Source organism: Cyanobium sp. BA20m-14, from assembly GCF_024346295.1.
Window position 1 is genome coordinate 45,026 of sequence record NZ_JAGQCR010000001.1, and the last position, 6,401, is coordinate 51,426.

Here is a 6,401-nt window from a genome sequence, read left to right on the forward strand (position 1 = left end):
CCCGATGCCGCCAGCCCTACCCCCCTAACCATGCAGGACAAACTCAGCCTGATGATCCCCGGCCCCACCCCGGTGCCGGAAACCGTCCTGCAGGCGATGGGCCGCCACCCGATCGGCCACCGCAGCGCCGACTTTCAGAAGATTGTCAAGCGCACCACCAAGCAGCTGCAGTGGCTGCACCAAACCACTGGCGACGTGCTGGCCATCACCGGCAGCGGCACCGCGGCCATGGAGGCCGGGATCATCAACGTGCTCAGCAAGGGCGAGAAGGTGCTCTGCGGCGACAACGGCAAGTTTGGGGAGCGCTGGGTGAAGCTGGCCAGGGCATATGGCCTCGACGTGCAGGTGATCCAGGCCGAGTGGGGCCAGCCCCTCGATCCCGAGGCCTTCCGCACCGCCTTGGAAGCCGACACGGCCAAGGCGATCAAGGCCGTGATCCTCACCCACTCGGAAACCTCCACCGGCGTGATCAACGATCTGGAAGCGATCGCCAAACACGCCCGTGCCCACGGCACCGCCCTCACCATTGCCGACTGCGTCACCAGCCTCGGCGCCTGCAACGTGCCGATGGATGAGTGGGGCCTCGATGTGATCGGCTCCGGCTCCCAGAAGGGGTACATGATGCCGCCGGGTCTGGCCTTCGTGGCAATGAGCGAGCGGGCCTGGGAGGCCTATGGGCGCTCCGACCTGCCCAAGTTCTATCTGGATCTGGGCAAATACCGGAAATCGGCCCAGGCCGACAGCAACCCCTTCACCCCGGCCATCAACCTCTACTTCGCCCTGGAGGCGGCCCTGGAGATGATGCAGGCCGAGGGCCTGGAGGCGATCTTTGCCCGCCATGCCCGCCACCGCGCCGCCGCCCAGGCCGGCATGGAGGCCATGGGCCTGCCCCTCTATGCGGCAGAGGGCCACGGCAGCCCCGCCATCACCGCGGTAGCCCCCGAGGGCATCGACGCCGAGGCCCTGCGCAAGGCCGTCAAGGAGAAGTTCGACATCCTGCTGGCCGGCGGCCAGGACCACCTCAAGGGCAAGGTGTTCCGCATCGGCCACCTGGGCTTTGTGTGCGACCGCGACGTGCTCACGGCCGTGGCCGCCATCGAGGCCACCCTGGCGGATCTGGGCCTGCACAAGGGCAACATGGGGGCAGGTGTGGCTGCAGCTGCGGCGCAACTGAACCGCTGAATAAGGGTGGCAGAAAGAAGGCGGTTGCCTATGGTTCTCCTCAGACAGAAACCTGTTTCATGCGCCGCCCTCTGATTGCCCTCACCTGCCTGGTAGCCCTGGCGGCCGCCGGCTGCCAGAAGCAGGATCTCGCCAAGAAGGAACAGAAGACCGAAGCCCAGATATGCACCCAGCTGGCGGCGGTCGGCAAGGCGCTCGATCAGGTGGCAGCCCTCAAGCCCAGCTCCACCGTCGGCGAGGCCACTGCTGCCGACAGGGCCCTGGCCACCTCGCTGGCGGCGCTGGAGAAGACGGAGCAGAAGCTCGAGCAACTGCGCCTGCAGAACTTCCAGACCCAGCTCAAGGCCTTCAAGGGCGAAGTGGCTACGGTCGCCAGCAACAAGAACCAAACCCTCGAGCAGGCGGCACTGACACTCAAGGCCAAATCGACGCCTGTAATCGCCGCCCGCCGCGCCCTCTCGGCTGCGGTGAAGTGTGAGGAGCCCGCAGCGGCCGCTGCGCCCGCCAAGCCCTGACAGCGGGGCTCTGACGGACTAAGTTAAACAAATGCGGGTGTAATTCAGTGGTAGAATGTCAGCTTCCCAAGCTGAACGTCGCCGGTTCGAGTCCGGTCACCCGCTTACCAGTTCAGGCCTGAAAATTTGTTGCTTCTCAAGCGACCATCTCGCTTTGCACTCGCTGGCAGCACGCCAGAAGTTGACTGTGAATGACAGCTAATATCCGCGATTGGTTCAACCTTCTCACAGGGCTTCTCACCCCCGAGTCGTTTCATGGCCTGATCTGACCGTCCTTGATCGGCCCGGGTTGTCGCCGTGGATCGACCGAACCTGAGACCTGACCGGCGACCTAAGATGCGGTTCTGACCCGGCCTGACCCTCTAATGGCACATCGCGTGCTGACCGAAACCGCCGTAAGCATCTCGGAACACAAAAAGAACCCCATGGCCACCGTGGCGGCCGGTGAAGGGATGGCGGTCGCCGTGCTCAACCGCAATGAGCCGGCCTTCTACTGCGTTCCGGCCAAGGCCTACGAGGAGCTCATAGATCTCGTGGAAGACCTGGAGCTGGGCCGCATTGCCGATGCCCGGCTGGCGGATGGGCAGGAGCCGCTGCGGGTCAGCCTCGATGCCCTATGAGCTGGCCTTTCATCCCGAAGCCCTGCGGGAATGGTGGACCCTGAGCGCAGGGATCAGGGAGCAGTTCAAGAAGAAGTTGGCCGAACGGCTGATCGAACCGCGGATTCCCGCCAGCAAGCTGCGGGGCTCCAGTCATCGCTTCAAGATCAAGCTCCGCGCCGCTGGTTTCCGCTTGGTCTACGAAGTGCGGGATTGCGAGGTGCTGGTGCTTGTTGTGGCAGTAGGCAAGCGGGAGCGCAATGCTGTCTACCGCCAGGCCGATCAGCGCTGAAAAGACTTTGCCGCACCACCTCGTGCATGACAGGATGAAATACACATTGTCAGCACATCACGCATGGCAGCGTTCAGCCTGCGGTTGCCCCACGAGCTAGGCCGCCGACTGGGCGAGGAGGCCCGTCACTGCGGCCAACCGCGCTCGGAACTGATCCGCGAAGCCCTGGAGGAGCTGCTGCGCCGCCGGGAGCAGGAGCGCTTGGTGGCCGGGCTCGTCGCCGCCGCAGAAGCGCTGGCGAGCGATGCCTCGGCCCGGGCCGAAAGCCTCCATGTGGCGGCAGATTTCCTGCCGACCGAGGGCGAGGCACTGGCGTTGGCGGAGCAAGCCAACTCCCAGGAGCGAAGCGGGCAGCCGATGCCCCAGCAGTGGTGGCGCTGATGCATCGGGGTGAGATCTGGGTGGCGCGTCTGAATCCCAATCAGGGCGCGGAAGTGGGCAAGCTGCGTCCAGTGGTGATCGTTCAGGCCGATCCGATCACACATGCCGGCCTGGCCACGGTGATCGTGGTGCCCCTGACCACCCAAGACCGCCCGGGCGCTCGGGCGCTGCGGGTCCCAATCCGCAGCCGCGACCGCCTTCTCTGCGACTCCTTTGCGATGGCGGACCAGCCTCGATCCCTCGATCACTCCCGCCTGGGCGATGGCCCCCTCACGACCCTCAGCCCCGAGGAACTGGCGGAGCTGGAACGGGCGCTGCTGGGAGTGCTGGGAATCGGCCTCGCCTGAGGGATCCATGCCATGGCCGACTCCAAACCCTCTGAGCTCGATCAGCTACGTCTGGAGAACGCTCGCCTGATTGGACTGCTGGAGACGCACGGCATCGCCTTGCGCCCCGGCACACCTGGCCTATCTAAACCTGCGCCGATTTCACTCCAGGCCCCAGTCAAGGGTCCCGCTTCAACCCAAGAGAAGCTGGCCCTGTTCCGGCGTCTCTTCCGCGGCCGCAGAGACGTCTATGCCCTGCGCTGGCAGAGCAGCAGCAGCGGGCGCTCGGGCTATGCCCCGGCCTGCGCCAATGAGTGGCGGCAGGGCATCTGCGAAAAGCCGCGGGTGGCCTGCCGCGATTGCCAACACCGGGAGCTCCTGCCCCTCAGCGATGAAGCGATCTATGGCCATCAGGCCGGAGACCACACCCTCGGCCTCTACCCCCTGCTGGAAAACGACCATTGCCACCTGCTGGCTGTCGACTTTGACGAGCAGGACTGGCGGGACGACGCCCGGGCCTTTCTGCGCTCCTGCCGGGAGCTGGCGGTGCCCGCAGCGCTGGAGATCTCCCGCTCTGGCGAGGGCGCCCACGTGTGGGTGTTCTTCGAGGAGGCCGTATCGGCGCAGGAGGCTCGCCAGCTGGGGGCCGCCCTGATCAGCCATACCTGCTCCTCGACACGCCAGCTGGAGCTGAGCTCCTATGACCGGCTGTTCCCCAACCAGGACACCCTGCCGAAGGGCGGTTTCGGCAATCTGATCGCCCTGCCGCTGCAGAAGGAAGCTCGGCAGCGGGGTTGCAGCGTGTTCGTGGATGACGACCTGCAGCCCTATCCCGACCAGTGGGCCTATCTGGCGACTCTGCAGCGCTTGTCTCTAGCGGGGCTGAAGAGCGTGATCCAGGGCGCCACCGGCGGTGGCCATCCCCTCGATCTCGCCTTCATCGACTCGGAGGACCTGGCGACCCCATGGCTGACACCTCCGGCGGTGCCAAAGATCAGCGGGCCGCTGCCGGCGGCGCTCAGCCTCACCCTGGCCGATCGGCTGTATGTAGAGCGCTCGGGGTTGCAGCAGCCGCTGCTCAATCACCTGATCCGCCTGGCGGCCTTTGCCAATCCCGCCTTCTACAAAGCCCAGGCCATGCGCCAGTCGGTGTGGGACAAGCCGCGGGTGATCGGCGGCGCCGAAAACTTCCCGCAGCACATTGCCCTGCCGCGCGGCTGCCTGGGGCCGGTGCAGGCCCTGTTGCAGGAACAAGGAATCAGCTGGGAGCTGGTGGATGAACGCCAGAGCGGCTCACCGCTGGAGCTGGCTTTCGCGGGCCGGCTGCGCGCTGATCAGGAGGCCGCAGTGGAGGCAATGCTGCACCATGACATCGGTGTGCTGCAAGCGCCGACAGCCTTCGGGAAAACCATTGTGGCAGCAGCGATCCTGGCGCGCCGCGGGGTCAACACCCTGGTGCTGGTGCATCGGGCCGAGCTGTTGCGCCAATGGCAGGAGCGGTTGCAGACCTTCCTAGACGTCCCCGCTGAAGCGATCGGTCGCATCGGTGGCGGCAAGGCCAAACCCTCCGGCCGCCTCGACATCGCCGTGATGCAGTCCTTGGTACGGAAGGGGGAGGTGAACCCCGTGGTGCAGAACTACGGACAGGTGATCGTCGACGAGTGTCACCACATCGCCGCCGCCTCTTTTGAAACAATCCTCAAGCAGTTGAAGGCCCGCTACGTGCTGGGGCTTTCGGCCACCTTGGTGCGCCGCGATGGTTTGCACCCAATCATTTTTATGCAATGCGGACCCATCCGCCACACCGCCCAGCGGCCCGCCGGAGCGCCCCAGACCCTGGAACTGGTGAGCCGCACCCATCAACTCGATGGGCTGCCCGCCGATCTACCTATCCAGGAGCTGATGCGCCGGCTGGTGGAGGATCAATCACGCTCCGACCGGATCGTGGCCGAGGCCCTCGCCTGCTGGGAAGCGGGCCGCAAGCTGCTGCTGCTCAGTGAGCGCACAGGTCACATCACGGCGATCGCCAACGCTCTGGCTGATCAGGTAACGAACCTGTTTCTGTTGCATGGCCGCCTGAGCGCACGCCAGCGCAGCGCCACCCTGGCCGCGCTGGAAGCGTTGCCACCGGAGGCGCCCCGTATCGTGCTGGCCACCGGGCGACTGGTAGGTGAGGGCTTTGACCATCCGCCCCTGGACACCCTTCTGCTGGCAATGCCCGTGTCCTGGAAGGGCACCCTGCAGCAGTACGCCGGCCGCCTGCACCGGAATCAAGCGGGGAAAACCAGCGTGCGGATCATCGACTGGCTCGACCTCGGCCATCCGGTGCCGCAACGTATGTGGGAGCGGCGGCTGCGGGGTTATCGGGCCATGGGGTATGGACTGATTTCAGATCAGCGAACCATGCCGAGTTTTTGCTCCAAGAAATGACCGTCGATCTCTCGGAAGCAACTGAAGTAGTCAAAGCCTGCGTCATCGGTTCCGCTCCAGGACAGTGAGCACGCCCCATTTGTCAGGCTCAGCCAGCGCATCAAAGGCAAGCGGCGACAGGGCTCCTGGTCTTTGCTCAGAACCAAATCAGCAGCTGACCGCTAAAACTCACTGACATGGAGAAATCAAGCTGTTTTGCTCATAGATAGGGCCTGCTGGTCGCTGAGCTCGATCGCAATTCCCTGCGTCGGCATCAAACTAAAGGGCTGGTGCATTTCAGATTGGCACCAATGATCGGTGATGGCCATAAAGCAACGCAGGGCTCCGCAAGGAGTGCTTGCTGCGGGTCCTCTCGAGTTGAGACTGCTGGGCGTGATCAGCGAGACTTATCGGCGTCATCGGACCTGCTGCTGGCCAATGGCGACCCTGATCTAGCTCAAAAGTGTGAACAGGTGTTAAGGTGAGATGAGAGTGCGGTTTCCGCCCGCATCTACCTACCGCTTTCCTGCAGAGCCTCCCGGCAAACGTCAGGCAAGCCCTTCCCCAAACCGTTCTCATGACAACCACTATTCAGCAGCGCCAAGGCGCTTCTGCGTGGAACCAGTTTTGCGACTGGGTCACCTCCACCAACAACCGCCTCTATGTGGGCTGGTTCGGTGTGCTGATGATCCCCTGC

8 protein-coding genes, 1 tRNA gene and 1 pseudogene are annotated in these 6,401 nt (G+C 64.5%); 9 read left to right on the top strand and 1 reads right to left on the bottom strand.

Annotation, left to right across the window (positions count from 1 at the left end; genetic code table 11):
* Window positions 1-30: 30 nt before the first annotated feature.
* The 8 genes from KBZ07_RS00225 (at window position 31) to KBZ07_RS00260 (ending at window position 5,725) form a co-directional block, all read left to right on the top strand.
* A complete protein-coding gene (locus KBZ07_RS00225; protein ID WP_254929734.1) occupies window positions 31-1,182 on the top strand; it encodes an alanine--glyoxylate aminotransferase family protein in 1,152 nt (383 codons plus the stop codon).
* Between the two features lie 59 nt (window positions 1,183-1,241).
* Complete coding sequence (locus KBZ07_RS00230; RefSeq protein ID WP_254929735.1) at window positions 1,242-1,697, top strand: hypothetical protein; 456 nt, start codon at window positions 1,242-1,244, stop codon at window positions 1,695-1,697.
* 33 nt (window positions 1,698-1,730) lie between these two features.
* Window positions 1,731-1,802 (top strand) — tRNA-Gly (locus tag KBZ07_RS00235).
* Between the two features lie 260 nt (window positions 1,803-2,062).
* The gene (locus tag KBZ07_RS00240) at window positions 2,063-2,317 is read left to right on the top strand and encodes a type II toxin-antitoxin system Phd/YefM family antitoxin (protein WP_254929736.1); all 255 of its coding nucleotides are present in this window, start codon (window positions 2,063-2,065) and stop codon (window positions 2,315-2,317) included.
* Complete coding sequence (locus KBZ07_RS00245) at window positions 2,307-2,588, top strand: type II toxin-antitoxin system RelE/ParE family toxin (RefSeq protein WP_254929737.1); 282 nt, start codon at window positions 2,307-2,309, stop codon at window positions 2,586-2,588. Before KBZ07_RS00240 ends, KBZ07_RS00245 begins: the two co-directional genes overlap by 11 nt.
* A gap of 63 nt (window positions 2,589-2,651) precedes the next feature.
* A complete protein-coding gene (locus KBZ07_RS00250; protein ID WP_254929738.1) occupies window positions 2,652-2,969 on the top strand; it encodes a ribbon-helix-helix protein, CopG family in 318 nt (105 codons plus the stop codon).
* A complete protein-coding gene (locus tag KBZ07_RS00255) occupies window positions 2,969-3,316 on the top strand; it encodes a type II toxin-antitoxin system PemK/MazF family toxin (protein WP_254929743.1) in 348 nt (115 codons plus the stop codon). Before KBZ07_RS00250 ends, KBZ07_RS00255 begins: the two co-directional genes overlap by 1 nt.
* 12 nt (window positions 3,317-3,328) lie before the next feature.
* Complete coding sequence (locus KBZ07_RS00260) at window positions 3,329-5,725, top strand: TOTE conflict system archaeo-eukaryotic primase domain-containing protein (RefSeq protein ID WP_254929739.1); 2,397 nt, start codon at window positions 3,329-3,331, stop codon at window positions 5,723-5,725.
* 185 nt (window positions 5,726-5,910) lie between these two features.
* Here the strand turns inward: KBZ07_RS00260 and KBZ07_RS00265 are convergent, their stop codons facing one another.
* Window positions 5,911-6,033 (bottom strand): hypothetical protein, encoded by a 123-nt coding sequence (locus KBZ07_RS00265; protein ID WP_254929740.1) that lies wholly within the window; start codon window positions 6,031-6,033, stop codon window positions 5,911-5,913.
* A 248-nt stretch (window positions 6,034-6,281) separates the two neighbouring features.
* Here KBZ07_RS00265 and KBZ07_RS00270 point away from each other — a divergent pair.
* Window positions 6,282-6,401 (top strand): annotated as a pseudogene (locus KBZ07_RS00270) (photosystem II q(b) protein); the annotation flags it as partial.